This is a genomic window from Pseudomonas sp. B424 (assembly GCF_055408345.1).
Map to the genome: position 1 here is coordinate 1 of NZ_JBUZTL010000081.1, position 564 is coordinate 564.

The 564-nt window shown below is 55.3% G+C and carries 1 protein-coding gene; it reads left to right on the forward strand.

Annotation, left to right across the window (positions count from 1 at the left end):
• Positions 1 to 564: immunoglobulin-like domain-containing protein (locus ACZRMS_RS26325; protein ID WP_463997646.1), on the forward strand; the 564-nt coding region annotated here is incomplete at both ends.

Genomic DNA, 564 nt, shown 5'->3' on the forward strand with positions numbered 1-564 from the left:
TACCGTGATTGTTGATGCCCCTGGCGATGACGTGTTCATCGACAAGAGCACCCAGACGGTCAAGATCACCGGTACTGAAGGCGGTAACTTCGAGAAGCTGGTGGTTGCAGGCGACGGTGCGACTACGCAGATCAACGACACCATCGACAAGGTTGATGTAGTCCTGACCGCGACTAAAACCGTGGGTGAAGGCGGCCAGATCGTCTACACCGCCACCTTGGTCGACAAGGCTGGAAACGTGGTGACTAACATCACCAACCCAGTGACCGTGACTCTGGATAACAACCAGGTCATCACCATTGGCGTGAATCAGTCGAGCGGTACTGTTTCGGCTGTAGCGCCGGACGATGTGTACAAAGGCGACCAAACCGTTACTACCGGCATCAAGGAAGTAACTGGCGGCGGGCACTTCGAAAATCTGGTTCCGGGCACTGACAAGGTCACCACGACTGTCACCGACACACCGGGCACCGATAACACCACCACTGTGACCCTGACGGCTCCGACTGAAGTGAGTGAAGGTGGAAAAATCACCTACACCGCGACGCTTTCTAATAAAGCGGA